General features: G+C 64.1%; 19 protein-coding genes and 1 other RNA gene. 11 read left to right on the forward strand and 9 right to left on the reverse strand.

Annotated elements, in window-relative coordinates:
* Positions 1–52: 52 nt before the first annotated feature.
* From LOM8899_RS04245 to LOM8899_RS04265, 5 genes are all read right to left on the reverse strand, one after another.
* Entirely contained in the window at positions 53–1654 is a 1602-nt protein-coding gene (locus tag LOM8899_RS04245) for an ABC transporter ATP-binding protein (RefSeq protein WP_093990876.1), read from the reverse strand.
* Positions 1651–2811 (reverse strand): ABC transporter permease, encoded by a 1161-nt coding sequence (locus tag LOM8899_RS04250; protein ID WP_093990877.1) that lies wholly within the window; start codon positions 2809–2811, stop codon positions 1651–1653. The genes LOM8899_RS04245 and LOM8899_RS04250 overlap by 4 nt, the downstream gene beginning before the upstream one ends.
* Positions 2811–3884, reverse strand: coding sequence for a microcin C ABC transporter permease YejB (locus LOM8899_RS04255; RefSeq protein ID WP_093990878.1), 1074 nt, complete (start codon positions 3882–3884; stop codon positions 2811–2813). Before LOM8899_RS04255 ends, LOM8899_RS04250 begins: the two co-directional genes overlap by 1 nt.
* Before the next feature lie 40 nt (positions 3885–3924).
* Entirely contained in the window at positions 3925–5844 is a 1920-nt protein-coding gene (locus LOM8899_RS04260; RefSeq protein WP_093991411.1) for an extracellular solute-binding protein, read from the reverse strand.
* A 187-nt stretch (positions 5845–6031) separates the two neighbouring features.
* Positions 6032–6547 (reverse strand): c-type cytochrome, encoded by a 516-nt coding sequence (locus LOM8899_RS04265; protein ID WP_093991412.1) that lies wholly within the window; start codon positions 6545–6547, stop codon positions 6032–6034.
* 129 nt (positions 6548–6676) lie between these two features.
* On the opposite strand from LOM8899_RS04265, the gene LOM8899_RS04270 reads away from it, so the two are divergent.
* Both LOM8899_RS04270 and LOM8899_RS04275 read left to right on the forward strand, forming a co-directional pair.
* The gene (locus LOM8899_RS04270) at positions 6677–7525 is read left to right on the forward strand and encodes a prephenate dehydratase (protein WP_093990879.1); all 849 of its coding nucleotides are present in this window, start codon (positions 6677–6679) and stop codon (positions 7523–7525) included.
* A 106-nt stretch (positions 7526–7631) separates the two neighbouring features.
* The gene (locus LOM8899_RS04275; protein WP_093991413.1) at positions 7632–8120 is read left to right on the forward strand and encodes a GFA family protein; all 489 of its coding nucleotides are present in this window, start codon (positions 7632–7634) and stop codon (positions 8118–8120) included.
* Positions 8121–8186: 66 nt separating this feature from the next.
* On the opposite strand, the gene LOM8899_RS04280 is transcribed toward LOM8899_RS04275, so the two are convergent.
* Both LOM8899_RS04280 and nudC read right to left on the reverse strand, forming a co-directional pair.
* Positions 8187–8663, reverse strand: a complete 477-nt coding sequence (locus LOM8899_RS04280; protein ID WP_093990880.1) for an SRPBCC family protein — start codon at positions 8661–8663, stop codon at positions 8187–8189.
* 61 nt (positions 8664–8724) lie between these two features.
* Positions 8725–9696, reverse strand: coding sequence for an NAD(+) diphosphatase (gene nudC / locus LOM8899_RS04285; RefSeq protein WP_093990881.1), 972 nt, complete (start codon positions 9694–9696; stop codon positions 8725–8727).
* 109 nt (positions 9697–9805) lie between these two features.
* Here nudC and LOM8899_RS04290 point away from each other — a divergent pair, with 109 nt between their 5' ends.
* The 4 genes from LOM8899_RS04290 to rsgA all read left to right on the forward strand — a co-directional run bounded on the left by LOM8899_RS04290 (position 9806) and on the right by rsgA (position 13821).
* Positions 9806–11683: a bifunctional 2',3'-cyclic-nucleotide 2'-phosphodiesterase/3'-nucleotidase gene (locus LOM8899_RS04290; RefSeq protein WP_093990882.1), complete on the forward strand. Its 1878-nt coding sequence runs from the start codon at positions 9806–9808 to the stop codon at positions 11681–11683.
* A 65-nt stretch (positions 11684–11748) separates the two neighbouring features.
* Positions 11749–12408, forward strand: a complete 660-nt coding sequence (locus LOM8899_RS04295; protein ID WP_093990883.1) for an HAD family hydrolase — start codon at positions 11749–11751, stop codon at positions 12406–12408.
* Positions 12409–12526: 118 nt separating this feature from the next.
* Positions 12527–12623: signal recognition particle sRNA small type (gene ffs / locus LOM8899_RS04300), an RNA gene on the forward strand.
* Between the two features lie 160 nt (positions 12624–12783).
* The gene (gene rsgA / locus LOM8899_RS04305; RefSeq protein ID WP_168770464.1) at positions 12784–13821 is read left to right on the forward strand and encodes a ribosome small subunit-dependent GTPase A; all 1038 of its coding nucleotides are present in this window, start codon (positions 12784–12786) and stop codon (positions 13819–13821) included.
* A gap of 136 nt (positions 13822–13957) precedes the next feature.
* Here the strand turns inward: rsgA and LOM8899_RS23880 are convergent, their stop codons facing one another.
* Positions 13958–14260 carry a protein-tyrosine phosphatase family protein gene (locus tag LOM8899_RS23880; protein WP_370739297.1) on the reverse strand — a complete coding sequence of 101 codons (303 nt, stop codon included), beginning with the start codon at positions 14258–14260 and terminating at the stop codon, positions 13958–13960.
* Positions 14261–14438: 178 nt separating this feature from the next.
* Complete coding sequence (locus LOM8899_RS04315) at positions 14439–15941, reverse strand: ankyrin repeat domain-containing protein (protein WP_093990885.1); 1503 nt, start codon at positions 15939–15941, stop codon at positions 14439–14441.
* Positions 15942–16189: 248 nt separating this feature from the next.
* Between LOM8899_RS04315 and LOM8899_RS23840 the strand changes: the two genes are divergently transcribed.
* From LOM8899_RS23840 to recR, 5 genes are all read left to right on the forward strand, one after another.
* Positions 16190–16780, forward strand: coding sequence for a DapH/DapD/GlmU-related protein (locus tag LOM8899_RS23840; RefSeq protein WP_168770465.1), 591 nt, complete (start codon positions 16190–16192; stop codon positions 16778–16780).
* Positions 16781–16877: 97 nt separating this feature from the next.
* Entirely contained in the window at positions 16878–17267 is a 390-nt protein-coding gene (locus LOM8899_RS04325) for a VOC family protein (protein ID WP_093990887.1), read from the forward strand.
* Positions 17268–17359: 92 nt separating this feature from the next.
* A complete protein-coding gene (locus tag LOM8899_RS04330) occupies positions 17360–19108 on the forward strand; it encodes a DNA polymerase III subunit gamma/tau (protein WP_093990888.1) in 1749 nt (582 codons plus the stop codon).
* Positions 19109–19301: 193 nt separating this feature from the next.
* Positions 19302–19646 carry a YbaB/EbfC family nucleoid-associated protein gene (locus LOM8899_RS04335; RefSeq protein ID WP_093990889.1) on the forward strand — a complete coding sequence of 115 codons (345 nt, stop codon included), beginning with the start codon at positions 19302–19304 and terminating at the stop codon, positions 19644–19646.
* A 136-nt stretch (positions 19647–19782) separates the two neighbouring features.
* Positions 19783–20355 (forward strand): recombination mediator RecR, encoded by a 573-nt coding sequence (gene recR, locus LOM8899_RS04340; RefSeq protein ID WP_093991414.1) that lies wholly within the window; start codon positions 19783–19785, stop codon positions 20353–20355.
* Positions 20356–20371: the final 16 nt, after the last annotated feature.

Genomic DNA, 20371 nt, shown 5'->3' on the forward strand with positions numbered 1-20371 from the left:
CCTTCATCTTGGCAAGAAAACTCAATCCGGCAATAGCCACCGCGAGCAATGCTCAGGCAGACGCGGATTGGTCCACAAAAGCCGCAGCCATCAACGCCTTGGTATAGTCGGACTCGGGCGCGTCAAAGACCGACGCCGCATCCCCGGCCTCCACCACATCGCCGTTGCGCATCACCATCACCTTGTGGCTCAGGGCGCGAACAACCTTGAGGTCGTGGCTGATGAACAGATAGGCCAGCCCGTATTTCACCTGCAACCGGCGCAGCAGATCGACGATCTGGACCTGCACCGTCATGTCGAGCGCCGAGGTCGGCTCGTCCAGCACGATCAACTGCGGCCGCAGGATCAGGGCGCGGGCAATCGCAATACGCTGACGCTGCCCACCAGAGAATTCATGGGGATAGCGGTCCATAAGCGTCGGATCGAGGCCCACCTCGGTCATGATCTCGGCGACCATCTCGCGGGCATTGCGCCCTCGGGCGACACCGTGAACGCCCAACCCCTCCGCGATGATCTGCTCCACGGTCATGCGCGGGCTCAGGCTGCCGAACGGGTCTTGAAACACGATCTGCATGGCCGAGCGGACAGAGCGCAACTGGCGCTGGTTCAGGTCGTCGATCCGCTTGCCATGCAGGGTGATCGGCCCTTCCGAGCGGATCAGGCGCATGATGGCGAGAGCGAGGGTCGTCTTGCCCGAGCCGCTTTCCCCGACGATGCCGACGGTCTCCCCGGCGCGGACGCTCAGCGTCGCGGCGTTGACCGCCTTCACGTATCCGGACGTGCGCTTGAGCAAGCCGCGATAGATCGGGAACCAGATGCGCAGATCCTCGGTCGTCGCCACGACCTCCGCGCCCTCGGGAACGGGGGCCGGCAAACCGGTCGATTCGGCGGCGAGCAGCATCTGGGTATAGGGGTGCTGCGGGTTGGCAAAGATCTCGGCCGTCGGACCCTGCTCCACGATCTCACCGTCCTTCATCACGCAGACCCGGTCGGCAATGCGGCGGACGATGGTCAGGTCGTGGGTGATAAACAGCATGGACATACCCATCCGGCCCTTGAGGTCCGCGAGCAGCTCGAGAATCTGCGCCTGAATGGTCACGTCCAGTGCGGTCGTCGGCTCATCCGCGATCAACAGCTCCGGGCCGTTCGCAAGGGCCATGGCGATCATCACCCGCTGGCGCTGGCCACCGGACAGTTGGTGCGGATAGGCACCCAGCCGGGTTTCGGGGTCGCGGATGCCGACCTGCGTAAGGAGTTCAATGATCTTGGCCCGCACCGCCGGTCCGCGCAGCCCCTGATGCAACTCGATGCTCTCGGCCAACTGCTTTTCCAGCGTGTGCAGCGGGTTCAGCGAGGTCATCGGCTCCTGAAAGATGAAGCTGATGTCATTGCCGCGCACACGGCGCAAATCGGCCTCGCTCGCGGTGGTCATCTCTTGCCCGTCGTAGTTGACCTGACCGCTCACCTCGGCGCTATCGCCCAGCAAGCGCACGGCAGAGAGCGCGGTCACAGACTTGCCCGACCCGCTCTCACCCACCAGAGCGACAGTCTCGCCCTTGTCGACATGGAAGGTCACGCCGCGCACGGCATCGGTATAGGCGCCATCCTGACGAAAGCGGACCACCAGATCCTTCACATCCAGAATACGGCTCACGAGAAGGTCTTTCTGGGGTCGAACGCATCGCGGACCCCCTCAAAGATGAACACCAGCAACGACAGCATGATCGCAAAGGTGAAAAACGCGGTGAAGCCCAGCCACGGGGCCTGCAGGTTCTGCTTGGCCTGCAAGGTCAATTCGCCGAGGGACGGCGCCGATGACGGCAGGCCAAAGCCCAGAAAGTCGAGCGCCGCCAGCCCGCCGATCGCACCGGTAATCAGGAACGGCAGCATGGTGACGGTGGCCACCATCGCATTGGGCAGCATATGGCGGAACATGATCACCCGGTTCGAGACGCCCAGGGCGCGGGCCGCGCGGACATATTCGAAATTCCGGGCGCGCAGGAATTCGGCCCTCACCACGCCGACCAAGGCTGGCCAGCCGAACAGGATGGTCAAGAACACCAAGAGCCAGAAACTTCGGCCCAATATCGCAAACACGATGATGATGACGTAGAGCGACGGCATCCCTGTCCAGATCTCGATAAAGCGCTGAAAGATCAGGTCGGTCCAGCCGCCGAAATAGCCCTGCACCGCACCCGCCAGAATGCCGACCAGCGATGAGCCGACCGTCACCAGAATGGCAAAGATGATCGACAATCGGAAACCATAGATGATCCGGGCCGTCACATCGCGCTTGGTGTCATCGGTGCCCAGCCAGTTGGTCTCGGATGGCGGGGCCGGAGCGACGCCCGGCACATCGACAATCGTGTCGTAGGAATAGGGAATCACCGGCCAGAGCATCCAGCCGCGCGAAAAACCCTCGATATCGAGGGTCTCACCGGCCTCTACGGCGGTGATCAACGCGTTCGGACCGTCAAAGCACTCCTCCAGTCCGCCGGTCACGATCAGACAGCCAACTTCGGGGTCGCCGTAAGCGGCTTCGGTCGGGAAATCGCCTCCGAAATCCCGCTCGGAGTAGAACGAAAAGACCGGCATCCGAATCTCGCCGCGATAGCTGACCATGATCGGCTTGTCGTTGGCGATGAACTCGGCGAACAGCGACACGACGAACAGAACGGTAAAGATCCAAAGCGACCACACCGCCCGGCGGTTGCGTTTGAAATTGCGCCAACGGCGCTTGTTCAGCGGTGACAGCCACGCCTTGCGGGGCGGTCTGGTCACCACGTCATCTGTCTGTGCAGGGTCGGACATCAGCCTCGGCTCTCAAAATCAATGCGGGGGTCGATGAACACATAGGTCAGATCGGTGATGATCCCGATTACCAGACCGATCAGCGAAAACGCGAACAGGGTCCCAAAGACGACCGGGTAATCGCGGGCCACGGCGGCCTCGAAGCCGAGGCGGCCCAACCCATCGAGCGAGAACAGCGTCTCGATGATCAGCGATCCGCCAAAGAACACCCCGATGAACAGCGCCGGAAAGCCCGAGATCACGATCAGCATGGCGTTGCGAAAGACATGGCCATAAAGGACGCGGCTTTCGGTCAGGCCCTTTGCCTTGGCCGTCATCACATACTGCTTCTTGATCTCGTCGAGAAAGCTGTTCTTGGTCAGCAGCGTCAGCGTGGCAAAGGCCGAGATCGTCGAGGCCAGCACCGGCAGGGTGATATGCCAGAAATAGTCGACGATCTTGCCAAACAGGCTCAGGGTTTCCCAATCGTCGCTTGTCAGGCCACGCAGCGGAAAGAACCGCCAGTAGGAACCGCCGGCGAACAGGACGATCAGCAGGATGGCGAACAGGAAGCCGGGGATGGCATAGCCCACGATGATCGCGCCGCTGGTCCACGTGTCGAAGGACGAACCGTCACGGACGGCCTTGCGGATGCCCAAGGGGATCGACACCATATAGGCGATTAACGTCGACCAGAGGCCAAGCGTGATCGACACCGGCATCTTTTCGACCACCAGATCGAAGACGCTGATCGACCGGAACCAGCTTTCGCCGAAATCAAAGCGGACATAGTCCCAGATCATCAACAGGAATCGCTCGACGGGTGGCTTGTCAAAGCCGAACTCTTTCTCGAGCTGGGCGATGAACTCCGGGCTCAATCCCCGGCCGCCGATATAGGAGCTGTCGTCGTTCTCGACGATCTCGCTGCCGCCGCCCGAGATCCCCTCGAACACGTCGCCGCTGCCCTCCATCTGGGCGATGATCTGCTCGATCGGGCCACCGGGGACGAATTGGATCAGCGCAAAGTTGAGGATCATGATCCCGAGCAACGTCGGGATCACGAGCAGAAAACGGCGCAGGATATAAGCACCCATCGCTTATCGTCTCACATCAATCGCCGGGGCGCGGTTTGGCTCAGATCGCACCGGCAGCCTCAAGCGCGGCCGCGGCCTCTGCGTCGAACCACCAGAAATCCAGCTCGCCCGTCGCCAGTGGCGGCAACTCTTCGGGATGACGATACATGTCGTAGTAGGCGACCCAGTTCTGATCGTTGAACCATTGCGGCACCGTGAATTTTTCGGCACGGAGCACGCGGTCAAAGGCGCGAGTGGCGATCTTCAGCTCTTCGAGCGTCTCCGCCCCCGTGACATTCGGGATCATCCGGTCGACGGCGTCGCTGCGCAGCCGCATCAGGTTGCGCGAACTGTCGTCGGCGGTCGTCGAAGCAAACCACTGCTCCAGCTCGAATCCCGGCTCGAATCCCATCGCGATGGAGTGGTTGGCGAGGTCGAAATCGCCAGACCGCAGCCGCTCCACATATTGGGCGGTATCGACACGGTCGAGCTTGGCGGCCACGCCAAGGCGTTCGAGGTTTTCGATATAGGGGTTCACGATGCGGTCAAACAGCGGGCTACGCTGAAGGAACACCACCTCTAGAAGCTGACCATCCTTGCGGCGCATCCCGTCGTCACCGGCAACCCAGCCGGCATCGTCGAGCAACTGACCGGCGGCGCGATAGACGCTGCGGGCCGGGGTGTTGTTCTCCACGCCGTTGACCGGCGCCAAAGGCGCCTCATCGGTCAGGATGCTGGCATCCAGCAAACCGTCATCCACCAAAGGCTGCAATAGGGCGACCTCCTCGGGGGTGGGGGCGCCAACAGCGCCCAGATCGGTGTTGGGCCAGAACCCCTGCGGACGGGCATAGAGACCGTAGAACAGCGTTTCGTTCGACCATTCAAAGTTGAACATCATGCCGATGGCTTCGCGGACCCGCGGGTCCTGCCACTTCGGCGTATCGAGGTTGAAGACAAAGCTCTGCGCCGTGCCGACGCTGCCATCGGGGATCTCCTCCTGAACGACATAGCCGCTTTGAAGGGCCGGGAAATCATAGCCCGTGGCCCAATCGCGCGAGGAATTCTCGGTGCGGAAGGTATATTCACCGGCCTTGAAACCCTCGAACGCCGCCGAGCCATCGGCGAAATACTCGACCCGGATACGATCGAAATTGTTGCGGCCGATGTTGAACGGGATCTCCGCGCCCCAATAGTCGGGATTGCGGGCGTAGATCACTTGGCGGTTGTAGTCGAAACTCTCGAGCACATAGGCGCCCGTGGTCAGGAACGGCGCGTCGATGCTCTCGTCCAGCCGTGTGCCTGTTTCCTCGAACCACGCCTTCGAGAAGACCGGGATGCCGCCGGTGTAGGAGATCTTCTCGCGCTCGGGGATCAGATCGGAAAAGGTAAAGGTGATGCGGTATGGGCTTTCGATCGCAATATCGGTCACCCAGCCCTGCCGGACGGAACGGTATTCCGAGATGCCCTGCTCAAGAAACAGGTTGAAGCTGAACTCGACATCCTCTGCGGTCATCGGACGGCCGTCGGAGAACGTCACATCGTCGCGCAGGTTATAGGTCACGAAAGACAGGTCCTCGGGATACTCCATCGAGGTGCAGAGGAAGCAATACATGCCGTAGGGGTCGTCGGCGGTCGAGGTCAGAACCGCTTCGCCGCCGATGGTCGCAAGTGCCGCGCCGACGCCGACGCGGGCATAGGGGTTGAAGCTGTCAAAGCTGCCCTGCGACCAGATCGAGATTTCGCCGCCCTTCGGGGCGTCCGGGTTCACATAGTCCAGGTGCGGGAAATCGGCATCGTATTTCAACGCGCCGAAGTTGGAATAGCCGTGGCTGACGGTCACATCCTGCGACCACGCCTGCCCGGCCCAGAGCGCACCGGCGATGACGACGGCAGAGCCCAGCAAGAACGGGCGGCTCAGAGCCCCGGCAAGCGCCGCCGACTGCACTGCGGCGGCAGAGGAATTCTCGGATCGGTTCGGCATCAAAGGTCTCCCGGTCTTTTGTTGCTCTGTTTTTATGAGAATGAAGCTAAAGGCGGCAATGTCGAACATTCAAGTTATGATTCTGTAATCTTTTCGTCATCGGCCCGCCAAGACCCACCTCATCGCACAAAAAAAACGCCGCCCCAAAAAGGAGCGGCGTCGACACTTTTGCGATCAAACCAGAGGATCAATCGTCGATCGAGTCGAGGTATGCGATCAGGTTTACGCGATCTGTCTCACTGCGCATTCCGTTGTAGGACATCTTGGTGCCGGGGGCGTACTGCGCAGGGTTCTCGAGGAACGCGAACAGTTGCTCGGGTGTCCAGACGTCGTTGACCTCTTCGAGAGCACCGGAATAATCAAAGCCCGCGACAGCATCCACCGGACGGCCGACGACACCGTAAAGGTGGGGCCCGGTGCCGTTGTTGCCATCTTCGAGGGCGTGACAGGCGCGGCATGCACGGAACGCGCCTTCGCCGTCCGCGGCATCAGCCAGCGCGTAGAGTTCTTCGAAAGGCACCTGGACCTCTTCGACGACTTCGCCGCCGCCACTGTCCGGAACGTCGATCACGTAGGCTTGCTCGTGATCACCATGGCCACCGGCATGATAGATGGTCTCGGCAACCCAGCCACCTAGCAGGAAGACCAGAAAGGTGCCAAACAAACCACCGGCGATTTTTGTCAGGGTCATTGTGTCGAACATGTCGCGTTCCATTCCGTTCGAAGATTTCTCGCTATCTACAAGGTTCCACCCGCCGGACGCAAGGTGTAGAGGCGCGACGAAATGCCCAGCTTTTGGGCGAAACGCAAGAATTCGGCGTGAGGGGGGATCATGAACCAGCAGATTGCGTTCCAAGGAGAGATCGGCGCCTACGGTCATCAGGCCTGTATCGAGGCCCGCCCCGACTTTACACCGATGCCCTGCGCCACCTTCGAAGACGCCATCGACGCGGTTCGGAACGGCACCGCCGAGCTCGGGATGATCGCTGTCGAAAACTCGATCTACGGCCGGGTGGCCGATGTGCATCACCTTCTCCCCGAAAGCGGCCTGCACATCGTCGACGAGGCCTTCGTGCGGGTGCATGTCAATCTGCTCGGCAAACCGGGTGCGGTTCTGTCCGGAATCACGCAGGCCAAGGGGCACGTCGTAATCCTGCCGCAATGCGCCGGGTTCCTGCGGTCGAACGGGATCAAGGGCGTGGTCAGCTCGGACAATGCCCGCGCCGCCCGCGAAGTCTCCGAAGGGGACGACATGACAATGGGGGCGCTGGCCTCTGAACTCGCGGCCGAGATTTACGGGCTGAACGTCCTCGCCCGCCATATCGAGGACCACGAGCGCAACACGACCCGGTTCCTGATCATGTCGCGTGAGCCCGATCTGCGCAGGCGCGGGCGCGGGCCGATGGTCACCAGCCTCGTGTTCCGGGTGCGCAACATTCCGGCGGCGCTCTACAAGGCGATGGGCGGCTTTGCCACCAACGGCATCAACATGACCAAGCTGGAAAGCTATATGGTCGGCGGCAGCTTCAGCGCGACCCAGTTCTTTGCCGAGATCGAGGGGCACCCGGACGACCGCAACGTGCAACTGGCGCTCGAAGAGCTGGATTACTTCACCGACATGGTCCGGTTGATGGGCGTCTACCCCGCCGCCCCGCGCCGTCACGAAAGCCCCAAGCGCTAGGCGTCACGCGGCCCGCCCGATCGCCTGCAATTCATGATGCTGCGAAATGCGGCTTCCGTGCTACTGTGTCGACACCGTTCATCACAGCCAGCAGGGAGACGCGACCATGGAGAGTGCGCAAGGGAGATGTCTCTGTGGCCAGCTGAGATACCGTGTCGACAAGCCGCCCGGCAGGACGACGATCTGTCACTGCAAATTCTGTCAGCGCGCCACGGGCGGGGCGTATATGGTCGAACCGATCTTTGATCGGCAGGACTTTTCGGTGACGAATGGCACCGCCAAGACGTATACGCACCGGTCGGAAGGCAGCGGCAAGTTGGTCCACATCCACTTCTGCGACACCTGCGGCACAAAGATAACGCTGACGTTCGAACGGTTCCCCGAGATCGTCGGTCTCTACGCCGGCACCTTCGACGACCCGAACTGGTTCGATCTGACGCCCGCAACCTCCAAGCACATCTTTCTGGGCGTGGCGCAGCGCGGCACGATCATCCCGGCCTTCGTGAACACGTTCGTCGCACACGCGACCGGCATCGACGGCACGCCTATCGATCCAGAGGTCTTCGAGACGCCCCACGTCATCGGCACACACTAGGCAAGGCCGGCTTTCAGGAGGCGGTGGGGCAGATCGGCCCCTCGCCGAAAGGGTGACGCCGTGGGTCTAGGCTCCGGCTTGCTGCCGGCGATAGCGTTCCTGCATGTCTTCGGACATGCTCTGAACCCGGCCGACAAAGCGGCGGTTCAGCGAGGATTTGGCGAGCTTGAGGGATTGCAGCATCAGGCGGGCCGCCAGCGATTTCGCCGTCAGATCGATGTTGACGGTCAGGCGGGTGCGGCCCCGCGACAGCGCCACCAGATCCACCACCGAATTGCCATCGATGCCGCCCGACGACGCGACGATCGTATAGGTGTTGGGCGGGTCGAAATTCGTGATGTTGGCCGACAACTTGCGCTCTTTGCCGCGATAAAGGAACTTCACGTCCCAGCCCGAGCCGACGCCCGGCCGGGTCAACGTATCGCGACGGCTGACATCGGCGCCGCGACGCAGCGCCTGACGCTCGAACGCGGCAAAATCTGTAACCTGTTGCCATACAAAGGCAATCGGCGCTTCGATATCTTCTTTTGTCGAGAATTCCATGCTCTGCCCCGGCTGTTGTCAGCTCTCCTGCGTCCGAACGGACCTTAGCGGCAATGTCGCGTCAATCCAACTGGTCTTCAAGCCAGTTCCACAAGATAAAATGCGCAATTGCACCCTTTCTGGCGGGGCGGATTTCCGGATCCTCGTTGTTGAAAATACGGGCCAGACGGTCCTTGGACACCCATAGAGCCTGTTCGATTTCCGTAGGGTCGACCGTGATTTCGCGGGTCTCCGCGTGGCCGTGGCAGCCAAACATCAGCGACGCCGGAAACGGCCACGGCTGGCTGGCCAGATAGGACACCGCGCCGACGCGGACACCGGATTCCTCGAAGACCTCGCGGCGGACAGCAGCCTCGATCGGCTCGCCCGGCTCGATGAATCCGGCCAGCAGGGAAAACATGCCCTCGGGCCACCCCGGAGACCGGCCCAAAAGCACCTCGTCGCCGCTCGTGACCAGCATGATGACGACCGGATCGGTGCGCGGAAAATGGTGGGTGCCGCAGGCCGGGCAATCGCGCTGCCATCCCGCCATGGCAACTTCGGAGGCGTGGCCGCACCTGGCACAGAACCGGTGACTGTCGTGCCAGCCAAGAACCGCCTTTGCGGTCGCGGCCAGTTCCGCGTCGCGCGGGGTGATCCGGGTCATGATCGCCCGCAGCTCGGCAAATCGCTCGTCTCCGCCAAGATCGGGATGGCGTTGCTCCGTCGGGTCGAGGAACAGGCCCAGCGAGGCAAGGTCCACATCCTCGGGCTCCCAGGCCGAGATGTCGCGGGCCCAGACACCCTCGCCGTCCTCGACACCAAGGAAAATCGGCGGATCACGGGCCTCGTCAAAGACCGGGTGGCCGTGTGGCAAACGGGCGATGCTCAAGGCGTCTTCGCCGCCCGCAACCAATGGCTTGCCACGCCAGAGCGGAATCATCCCCGCGCCGGGACGGGCCGCCAGATCGGCCAGCGCCAGGGCATCTCCACGAAGTTCCGCCCGGCGCTCCAGCGCCGAACCACCGAATGTGACTGTTTCTGCGTTTTTCATGCACCTGTCGTGGCATTTATTGGCCCGCGATACAAACATCATGTTGCTGCCATTTTATCTCCACATCATTCGACTTATGGTTGTGCCGAATAATGACTAGAGCGCCGTATTGAGCCATAAATACCTCCCTGACTGGACCCTCTCCAGACGCCAGACGCACCTGCGGATACTGGCGACGACCGATCTGCATCTGAACGTCATGCCCTATGACTATTTCGCGGATCGCGCGCTGGCGGCGTCAGGCCTTGCCAGGACCGCAAAGCTCATCTCCGAGCTGCGGCAGATCGACGGCACTTGCCTCTTGTTCGACAACGGCGATTTTCTGCAGGGGAATCCGCTTTCCGACTGGATGGCCAGAGACAGCGGCTTTGCATTTGGCGATCTGCATCCGATGGTCGCGGCGATGAACGCCATCGGCTATGACGGCGGGACGCTGGGGAACCACGATTTCAACTACGGGCTCGTCTTTCTGCGCAATGCGCTGGCGAAAGCCGACTTTCCCGTCGTCTCGGCAAACATGACGCTGTCCCAATGCGACTGCCCGGCACAGGACAAGACGCTCCAGCCGCCATGGGCGATCCTGCCACGTGAAGTCACCACCGGCGATGGCCGGACACAGGTTCTCAAGGTCGGGATCATTGGCTTTGCACCGCCGCAAACCCCGATCTGGGAGCAGTTTTCGCTCGGTTCGCATATCGGCTCGCGCGACATCGTGCTCGCCGCCCGAAGCCATGTTCCGCATCTTCGGGCCGCGGGGGCCGACATCGTCGTCGCGCTTGCGCACACCGGCGTCGGCAACGGCGGCGAAGAGCCCGGTCAGGAGAACGCCGGTCTGGCGCTGGCAGACGTGCCCGGCATCGATGCGGTCATCACCGGACACACCCATCAGGTCTTTCCCGGCCCCGGCTTCGAGGGCCACCCCGATATCGACCCGGTCGCCGGCACGCTTTGCGGAAAACCCGCGGTCATGGCCGGAAGCCTCGGCAGTCATGTCGGTGTGATCGACCTCAAGCTCGAGAAGGACGGCGATGGCTGGTCGGTTTCGGCCTTTCAGGTGGCGACACCGGCTCTCGAAGCCAGGACGGACGGCGAACTCGACGAGAAGGTCGTCGCCAGCGTCAAGGAGGCGCATGATCAGGTTGTCTCGCTGATGCAGGAGCCGATCGGGTCGACGGATGTCAGGCTGCATTCCTATCTGTCGCTGGTCGGTCACGCCCCCGCTTCGACGGTGCTGGCCGATGCCATGCGGACAAGGGCCAAGGCGTTGCTGGCCGACACCCGGTGGCAAGAGACGCCGATGGCCGTCGCCGTCGCGCCGTCGCGCAGCGGCGGTGTGGCGGGGGCCGGGAACTATGTCGACATCGCGCCCGGTCCTTTGCTGCGGCGGCATGCGGCAGAGCTCTATCACTACCCCAACACCCTGTGCATTCTGGCGCTCAACGGTGCGCAAATCCGGGATTGGCTGGAATGGAGCGCCCGGCTGTTCCTGCCGATCCGGCCCGGCATTCAGGATCAGGATCTGATCGATCCGACGATGGCGGGATATAATTTCGATACGCTTTTCGGGCTGCGCTATGAGATCGACCCCAGCCAGCCAGCAGCGGTCTCGGCGCAGGACGGCGGTGGGCGGCGGATCAGCAATCTGCGCACTGCGGACGGCGGCGCGATCACGGACGACGACACGATCCTGCTGGCGGTGAACAACTTCCGGGCCAGCGGAGGCGGCGGATATGCCATGGCGCGGCCAGACCAGATCGTGCTGACCACGGACCTCGCCCTGCGCGACATCACCAAGGACCACCTGTCGTCAGAGCCTGTCCGGGTGGCCTGCGATGCCGTCTGGACATTCCGCACCCTGCCCGGCACCTCGGCCCTGTTCGAGACGTCCGAGCTCGCGCGGTCTCACCTGACCGAAGCGCCGTTTTGCCGGATCGAAGACGCCGGGCCCGGCAATGGCGGGTTTCACCGCTTTCGGCTGCGGTTCTAAGGCTGTATGAGCAGGCTCGACGCGCCCTCAAGGGCCAAGACCCCCATCGAGCAACCGGAGCCTGCATGACCACCTCCCTGCCCTTCGACGCCGTGATCTTTGATCTCGACGGCACGCTGATCGACACCGAACTCCTGTGCAACGAGACCGGAGTCGCCGCCTGCGCCAATCTGGGGCATCCGGTCAGCATGGCCTTCTTCGAAGGGCTCGCCGGGATCGACGACACGACGCGGATGCAGATGATCGGCACCGAAACCGGGCAGCCGATCGACCACGGCGCATTTCTGGCGGAATGGGACCGGCTCTGCACGCTGCGGTTCGCGGAAGGGGTGCCGTTGAAGGCGGGCGCACTGGACCTGCTCGGACGGATCGAGGGGCTCGGCCTGCCGATGGCGATCTGCACGTCGAGCCGGCGCGGACCGGCGAGCGAAAAGGTCGCCGCGGCAGGCTTTGGCCGGTTTTTCCGGCACGTGATCACCTTCGACGACGTGAAGCAGCCCAAACCGGCGCCTGATCCCTACCTTCTGGCCGCTGAAAAGCTGGGGATCGGACCAGACCGGTGCCTAGCCTTCGAAGACAGCGATACAGGCGCACGATCCGCGCGGGCGGCAGGATTGCACGTTGTGCAAATCCCCGATCTGCACCCTCCGAAACAGGCGCATGCGCATATCGTGAGTGCAACGCTGCTCGACGGCGCGCGACAGGCCGGGTTGCTGCGGGACTAGCGGACCGGGCCCTGCTGCGAGATCAGGTCATGCGGCGGCGCGACGGGGGAAGAGGGTGGCAACAAGGCGTCCGGCAGGGTTCTTGCATGCGCGTGGAATCAACCCTATATAGAGCGTCGAGAGGTTGGCGCGGGCAGGTGCCTCGCCAACCCGGTCAGGTCCGGAAGGAAGCAGCCGTAACGAGCCCCACTTGGGTCGTTGTCCAGCCTCTCACCTCAGCCGCGTCTGCGGCCTCAGTTTGATCCGTCGCAAAGGAGGACAGAATGGCCATTGTCATCACCCTCCGGGCCGCAACTGCCTGAGCAGAGCGGGCCCGATGAAATGCAGCGCATGCCTCCGGCATGGGCATCTTTCATTTGATACGGGACACCCTCATTGACTGAGTATTTACTTAACGACCTTGGATGGTCGGATCATTTCGCGCGACAGTGCGACCCCGAAGATAGCGACACCCCCGCCCGCCTGCTTGAAGTCATGCGGGATCACGTGATCGGGCTGACTGAAACCGGGCAGGTTTCACTCGTGACACCAGACAGCACCGGGCTTTATGCGGTAGGCGACTGGGTGCTGCACGACGGCACCAAGGTCAGCAAACGGCTGGACCGGCAGACCGAGATCGCGCGGCGGGCCGCCGGGCCACAGGCAGCGCGGCAGCTGATCGCGGCCAATGTGGACACGCTGGCAATCGTCACCTCGTGCAACGACGACTTCAACGTCGCGCGGCTGGAACGGTATCTGGCGATGGCCACTCAGGCGGGCTGCCTGCCGCTCGTGGTGCTGACCAAGGCCGACCAATCGGACGACCCGGAGAGCTATGCCAAAGCCGCAGCGCGGTTGTCGCCGCTGCTGACAGCCATCACGCTCAACGCAAAGGACACGGAGGACGCCGACAGACTGGCACCGTGGTGCGGAGCGGGGCAGACGCTGGCGCTGGTCGGCTCGTCCGGTGTCGGCAAGACGACGCTGCAAAACCACCTGACCGGGATCACGGCGCTGACTCAGGACATCCGCGAAGACGACGCCAAGGGACGGCACACAACGACGGCACGGGCGCTGCGGCCGACACGGGCGGGCGGCTGGCTGATCGACACGCCCGGGATGCGGGAACTGGCCCTGTCAGACGCCGCCGAAGGGATCGAGGCGGTGTTTGCAGACGTCACCGACCTGATCCCGCAGTGCCGCTTCAACGATTGCGCCCACGAAAGCGAACCGGGCTGCGCGGTGCAGGCCGCCATCGCGGACGGAACCCTCGATCCGGGGCGGCTGGAACGCTGGAAGAAGCTGATGCGCGAGGATCAGTTCAACTCTGAATCCGTGGCGGAAGCCCGCGCGAGATTCCGAAAGCTCGGCAAGATGTACAAGGGCGGGAAGGCCCGCGCCAAGGCCAAGCGCGGCGACGGTTTGCCGGACTGACCGTGCGACGCGGGGTGGGCTGTTGGTCCCCCCGCGCCAAGGCCGCACCGGCGGCGCTCGCGGTTGGTTTGGGGAGCCTCCGGCGGGAGTTTTTCTGCCAAGATGAAACCATTCCGTCCGGCTCTCGGCTACGGGTCTAGCGCGCTGCGTGGAAGGCCCAGACCCGTTGCGCCTCGGTCTCGACCGCGCAGGGGCGCAGTTCTTGAAGCCGCGTGAGGGCGGTTGCGCCGTCTTCCCCCGCCTCGATCATCAGCCGCAGGACCGCCATGCCGGACCGGCCACAGCCGCCAAAGCAATGCACGAGGACCTTGCCGCCCTGCCCGAGCAGCCCACGGACCAAGTCCGAGGTCTCGGCCCAGCCCTGGGGGTCGTCGAAAGCCGGGGCCGCGTAATCGGGAACGGGCAGGTGCCGCCAAAGCGATGCCGTAGGCGCCCATATCGGCCCCGAGCCCGCCCGAGCCCTTGCGCTCCAGTTCGAAGGTTTCGCACATGGTGATCACCAGAGAGGGCTGCCATGCCAGTAGCCTTTGCAGGTCGGTGGCATAGTGCCGCGTCCGCCCCGGCAGCGGGGACAGGGCCAGAACCCCGCCCCCACCGACAACTCGTGGATCGCGAATTCAGGCATCCACCACCTGCCCCGGATGCGCCCTCGCCCAATCGCTGAGGAAGGCCGCGACCTCTGGTTCGCCGGCGAAGTCGACGGCCTTGCGTGGCAGGGCCAATCCGTGATCGAGCACGATCCGCAAGCACTCCAGATGATCCCGCGTCTCCTTGGCCGGATGGTTCTCCGACCCGTGCAGGATCGTGGTCAGCAAGGTGCCGCCAAAGCCGTTGACCCGCGACAGATCGGGGCGCAGGTCTATGAAATAGGCCAGCATGTCGGGCAGCCCCTCCCATCCGGCGATCTGCACCGGCGACAGGCCGTTGGTGTCTGGCCGGTCATAGTCCATGCCGATGCCGACCAGTGCCTTCACATGGCCCGACCGACCCTCCAACGGGACGATTTCGACGAGCAGGTCCGCATAGGCCCCAGACAGCTTGGCCGGGTCGATGTATTGCCCCGGTGGCGGCACACCCTCGGCGGCGGCGGCCAAGAGCGCCTCCTCCTTGGTCAGGGATTGATCGACCCCGGCAGCTTCGAGCAGGGCGGCCAGGGCGCGGTTGCCGTAGACGCGGGCAAAGGCATAGGCGCTGGCGCCCTGATACCGCTGCCAGGTATCGGCTCCGGCCTCCAGCAACGCCCGACACACCGGCTCCGACGCGCCGCGCCGGGCAAGGTGGTGCAGAACCGGTATCCCCGGTCCGCCCGCCGCCCGTTCGTTGGGATCGGCCCCCGCGGCCAGCAGAAGAGCGATCTTGTCCTCGTCATCCTTGTCGATAGCCCTCAGCAAGGCATTGGTGCCGGCCGGTCGGGCGCCGTGGTCGAGCAGCAGTCGAACCCCGTCGGCATGGGGCAACTCGGTCGCGTGATAGAGCGACTCGCCGTCGTTGGGGTCGGCCCCCTGCTCCAGCAGCCACCGGGCCAGCGTCAGATTGTCCGCGTGGCCCAGCGCCAGATACAGCGCCGACAACGGGCCGTCCTCGTGGGGGATGGCATCGTTCACATCCGCGCCGTGGGTCACGAGCATCTGCGCGATGGCGATCATATCGGGCACTTTCTCCGGCCAGACCTGATGCATCCGCGACCGGGCCAGATGCAGGATCGGCCGAACCGGACCAGCCAACGCAACGGCGCGGTCGGGGTTCTCTGCCAGGGCCGCCTCGACAGCGGGGCGATCGTAGAGCGCAACCTCGAGGCCGAACAGGCCACGGGCCAGATCGGGCGTATCCTGCAACAGGCGCTGGACGACCCAGGTCTGTCCCTGGGCAAGGGCGATCTTGAGGCGCTGTTGCAAGGCGGCACGGTCCATGCCTTCGGTCTCGACCGTGAATTTCATCGCAGGCCAGCTGGGATACCCCGCTTCACGGGCGAGCACATGCAGCGCATCGGCATGGCGTAACGGCTCGGGGGGCTGGCGCATCTGAGCGGCGACTCGGCTGCGCGCAGCGGCATCGCCCCAATCGTAGGCGCGGCGAAGTTCTTTGGCCTGACGGCGCAGGGAAGCAAGGGGATCAGTCATCGGGTTCCTCATCATAGGCTCCGATGGTCCGCCGCTCAGGAGCATGTGAGAAAGCCGTATGGCATATCGTCAATCGCTCGGTTCGGTTGCTGATACAGCTTTCCGCGGACCCGGATGCCTCCCGACAGGCCCCGACGGTCTAGCCCAGACACCACGGCCTGTCCAGCGCGGCCAATGTAGACTTTGCCGACGGGGCGCGAAATACTTCCGCGCAACCGGCCAACCGGTGAAAGATGGGAGGGCCGGGAGTGGGCACCTACGACGATATGCTGGCGGGCAAGCCGCACAAGGGCAACGCCCGGGAACTGGACGAGCTCAAGCAAAAGGCGGCCGCAGCCAAGGCCCGGTTAGACGCGATCCCCGACGACGACCTACCGGCGCGCATGGAGGCGGCCGCAGATCTCTTCGCCGAAGGCAGCGGACCTTTCGTGCTGATATCTCCCTTCACGATCCAGTTCGGGCGACATGTCAGGATCGGCGAAATGAGCTTCGTCAATCGCGGTGCGACGTTTCTGGACGGCAACACGATCACCATCGGCAACCGGGTCGCCGTCGGCCCGAACGTGCAGTTCATCACCGACACGCACCCGCTGCGCCCAGAGGACCGGTTTCCGCCGCCGGAGCCGGAGGACGATCCGCCGTTCCGTGTCATCAACATCGCTTTGCCGATCGTGGTCGAGGACGAGGCCTGGATCGGGGCCGGTGCGATCATTCTGCCGGGGGTCACCGTCGGGAACGCGGCGGTGGTCGGTGCCGGCGCCGTTGTGACAAAAGACGTGGCCCCCCGAACGGTCGTGGCCGGCAACCCGGCCAGAGTGCTCCGCTCCGTCGACGACTGACCGAAATCGGGGTGGGGCTGCGGCGACAAAGTGCTTGACCTCAACCTGACTTGAGGTCGCATCACGGGTCCATCGCAACTCATGAACGGAGCTTCCCATGCCCATACCCACCCTGCGCGTCGCCCGACCGACGAACGATCTCGCCGCTCTTGTGCCGTTCTACCGCGACGGCCTCGGCCTCGAGATCATCGGCCATTTCGAAGAGCACCAAGGCTTCGACGGGATCATGCTCGGCGCACCCGGCGCGCCCTATCATTTCGAATTCACCCAGCACCCGGAGCACGATGCCGGTCGGGCGCCCAGTCAGGACAACCTCATCGTCTTCTACCTGCCGGATGCCCAGGAATGGGACCGCGCCGTCGCTCGAATGAGGACGGCCGGCTACGCCCCCGTCGCCGCGTTCAATCCCTACTGGGATCGAAACGGGCAAACCTTCGAAGACCCGGACGGCTACCGGGTAGTCCTGCAAAACGCGGCTTGGGGCTAGCGCAAACCCTCCACAGCGCACCAGCGGTGGTGGACCTCTGCCGCCGCCGCGCATACCCTGCGCCAAAGCCCCGAATCCACCAAAGGTGCGCCATGTCAGACCAACCCGCCTATCAGGTGCTCGCCCGGAAATACCGGCCCGAGACCTTTGCCGATCTGGTCGGTCAGGACGCCATGGTGCGAACCCTGCGCAACGCCTTTGCAGCAGGGCGGATCGCGCAGGCCTTCATGATGACCGGCATCCGGGGAACGGGAAAGACCACCACCGCCCGGATCATCGCCAAGGGGATGAACTGCATCGGGCCGGATGGGAACGGCGAACCCACCACCGATCCTTGCGGCGTCTGCGAGCACTGCGTAGCGATCATGGAAGGGCGGCACGTCGACGTGATGGAGATGGACGCCGCCTCCAACACCGGGGTCGCCAACATCCGGGAAATCATCGATTCCGTGCACTACCGCGCCGCTTCGGCCCGGTACAAAGTCTATATCATCGACGAAGTGCACATGCTCTCGACCGGGGCGTTCAACGCCCTGCTCAAGACGCTCGAAGAGCCGCCCGCGCATGTGAAATTCATCTTTGCCACCACCGAAATCCGCAAGGTGCCGGTCACGGTCCTGTCGCGGTGCCAGCGGTTCGACCTGCGGCGGATCGAACCCGAGGTGATGATCGCGCTCCTGCGCAAGATCGCCACCGCCGAGGGGGCCGAGATCTCGGACGACGCGCTGGCATTGATCACACGGGCGGCCGAAGGCTCGGCGCGGGATGCGGAATCGCTGCTCGATCAGGCGATCAGCCACGGGACTGGAGAGACGACGGCCGAGCAAGTCCGCGCCATGCTGGGGCTGGCCGACCGGGGGCGCGTGCTCGACCTCTTCGACATGATCCTGCGCGGCGATGCGGCGGGCGCTCTGACGGAGCTCTCCGCCCAATACGCCGACGGGGCCGATCCAATGGCCGTGTTGCGCGATCTGGCCGAGATCTCGCACTGGGTCAGCGTCATCAAGATCACGCCCGACGCGGCGCAGGACCCGACGGTCAGCCCCGACGAGCGGGCACGCGGGCTCGAGATGGCCGAGAAATTGCCGATGCGGGTGCTCACCCGGATGTGGCAAATGCTGCTCAAGTCGCTCGAAGAGGTGGCTATGGCACCCAACGCCATGATGGCCGCGGAAATGGCGGTGATCCGGCTGACGCACGTGGCCGACATGCCGACACCGGACGAAATCGTGCGCAAGTTTCAGGACCTGCCGCCCCCTGCCCCCGGCGGCGGCGGCGGTGGCGGTCAGGCTCCGCGGCCCGCGCCCACCACGACCAATGCCCAAGGCAGCCCCGCGCCGACGCATTCCGGCCCCGCCGGCCCCTCCGCCTCGCTGGCCGTGGCCGCCGCACCCGAGGACGCATTGGCGCGCTTTGCACGGTTCGACGACGTGGTAGAGCTGATCCGGCAACACCGGGACGTCAAGTTGCTGATCGAGGTGGAAACCGGCGTCAAACTGGTGCGCTACAGCCCCGGCCGGATCGAGTTCGAACCGGCGGACGGCGCCCCGCATGACCTCGCGCAACGGCTCGGCAGCAGGCTACAGGCATGGACGGGCAACCGCTGGGCGGTAACCGTGGTCAACGACGGCGGCGCGGCCACGATCGCAGAAACGCGGGACGCGGCGGCACAGGCGCTGCGGTCCGAGGCCGAGGAACACCCGCTCGTGCAGGCGGTCATGCTGGCCTTTCCCAAGGCCCGGATCACCGCGATCCACACTGAGGCGGAAAAGGCTCAAGAGGCCGAAGCCGAGGCCCTGCCCGAGGTGTCCGAGGAATGGGATCCATTCGAGGACGACTAGCCCATCGCGCAACGACGACGCATGCCCAAGGGCAACCACCGCGTTCGGTGGCCGAGGCCCCGCGCAATCCGGCAGCAAAGGCATTGAATGGCGCAGACGCCCGGTATCACGGCCCCACAGCCCCGCCGTCCCTTGTTCCCGCGACCCGCGAGCCCTATTCTAGGGGCAACAGAAATTCGGCAGGAGATATCCAATGCTCAAAGGACTAGGCGGCCTCGGCGACATGGCCAAGATGATGAAGGCCGCGCAGGAAATGCAGGGCAAGATGGCCGAAATGCAAGAAGAGATGGAGCGGGTCACCGTCACCGGCGAAAGCGGTGCCGGTCTGGTCAAGGCCACCGCCACGGCCAAGGGCGAACTGACCGCGCTCGACATCGACCCGTCGATCTTCGTCGCCTCCGAAAAGGAAGTCGTCGAAGACCTGATCCTCGCCGCGATCAAGGATGCCCAAAGCAAGGCCAATGAACGGGCGCAATCCGAAATGGCCAAAATGACCGAAGGGCTGGGGCTCCCCCCCGGAATGAAGCTGCCGTTCTGACGACGACAGCCCAACGCGCCCCGGATCGGCCCGCGACGGGCCATCCGCTTCTTTGGGTCAAAAATATCCCCCCCGGAGGGTCCGCACCCTCCACTCACACCAAGGGTTCCGCCCCGTGACCGACGCCCCCAAAGCGATGACCGATCTGATCGACCTGATGGCGCGGCTGCCGGGGCTGGGGCCGCGGTCGGCGCGGCGGGCCGTGCTGCACCTGATCAAGAAGCGGGGGCAACTGATGGGGCCGCTGGCCGAAGCAATGGCACAGGTCTCGGCCACCGCGCGGGAATGCCTCAACTGCGGCAATATCGGCACCACCGACATCTGCGAGATCTGCCAGTCCGAAAAACGGGGCAACGGGATGATCTGCGTGGTCGAGGACGTGGCCGATCTCTGGGCGATGGAGCGGTCAGCGCAGTTCAAAGGGCGCTACCACGTTCTCGGCGGCACGCTCTCCGCGCTCGACGCGATCGGGCCGGACGAGTTGCGGATCCCCAAGCTGCTCGACCGGATCGCAAGCGAGCAGATCAGCGAGGTGATCCTCGCGCTTTCGGCCACGATCGACGGGCAGACCACGGCGCACTACATCGCCGATCAACTGCCCGGCGTGACGGTCACCAGCCTCGCGCAAGGGGTGCCTGTCGGGGGCGAACTCGATTACCTCGACGACGGCACCATCACGGCCGCGCTCAAGGCGCGCCGCGCCCTCTAGCCACACAATCGGCACG

It is taken from the genome of Flavimaricola marinus (assembly GCF_900184895.1).
Taxonomy (GTDB): domain Bacteria; phylum Pseudomonadota; class Alphaproteobacteria; order Rhodobacterales; family Rhodobacteraceae; genus Flavimaricola; species Flavimaricola marinus.